The sequence below is a fragment of the Kitasatospora sp. NPDC094028 genome, assembly GCF_049543595.1.
Lineage (GTDB): Bacteria > Actinomycetota > Actinomycetes > Streptomycetales > Streptomycetaceae > Kitasatospora.
In genome coordinates this window covers 1-1087 of sequence record NZ_JBMVFA010000125.1, presented here as the reverse complement: position 1 = coordinate 1087, position 1087 = coordinate 1, and the positions used below count along the sequence as shown (strand labels likewise).

Annotated in this window: 1 protein-coding gene; it reads left to right on the top strand. The window is 72.4% G+C overall.

Annotated elements, in window-relative coordinates; genetic code table 11:
• Positions 1-952, top strand: a 952-nt coding sequence (locus ACPC54_RS42275) for an amino acid permease (RefSeq protein WP_498973090.1), incomplete at its 5' end; no start/stop codon positions are given.
• Positions 953-1087: the final 135 nt, after the last annotated feature.

Sequence of the window (1087 nt, the reverse complement as noted above, 5' to 3'; positions counted from 1 at the left end):
CTTCCTGGGCACGAACCTGGCCGCCGTGAAGAACTTCGGCGAGTTCGAGTTCTGGTTCGCCGCGCTCAAGGTCGGCGCGATCTCGCTGTTCCTGGTGCTCGGCGTGCTCGCCCTCACCGGGGTGCTGCCCGGCACGGACTCCCCCGGCACCGCCCACCTCGGCCACTTCCTGCCGCACGGCGGCCAGGGCCTGGTCATCGGCCTGCTCGCCTCGGTCTTCGCCTACGGCGGCCTGGAGACGGTCACCATCGCGGCGGCGGAGTCCGAGGACCCGGTGCGGGGCGTGGCGCGCGCGGTGAAGACGGCGATGTGGCGGATCGCGGTCTTCTACGTCGGCTCCATGGCCGTCGTCGTCGCCCTGGTCCCCTGGAACGACCCGGAGGTCGTGGCGCGCGGCCCCTACGTGGCGACCCTGGACCACCTCGGCATCCCGGGCGCGGGCCGGCTGATGGACGTCGTGGTGTTCGTGGCCCTGCTGTCCGCGATGAACGCCAACATCTACGGCTCCTCGCGCATCGCCTACTCCCTGGTCGAGCGCGGCCAGGGCCCCAAGGTGCTGGCGAAGGTGTCCGGCGGGGTGCCCCGGATCGGGGTGCTGACCTCCTGCGTGGTCGGGTTCGTCTGCGTGCTGCTGAGCTACTGGCGGCCCGATGACGTCTTCCCGTGGCTGCTGAACATGATCGGCGCGGTGATCCTGGTCGTCTGGATCTTCATCGCCGTCTCCCAGCTGCTGCTGCGCCGCCGCATCGAACGCGAGGCCCCGGAGAAGCTGGTCGTGCGGATGTGGGCGTTCCCGTACCTCACCTGGGTGGCGCTCGCGGGCATGGCCGCGGTCTTCGTCCTGATGGCCCGGCAGCCCGACACCCGGGTCCAGCTCTACGCCTCGGGCACGATGACGGTCGTGCTCGCGGCGGCGGGATACGTCTGGCAGCGGGTGCGCGCCAAGCGCTGACCCGGAAGCGGGCGTACGGCGGCTACCGCAGCGCGGCGGCCAGCCGGGAGATCTCGGCGGCGACGGCCCCGGGGTCCGGGGCGACGGTGACCCGGGCGATGCCGTCCAGGGCCGGGTGGGCACCGACCCGGACCG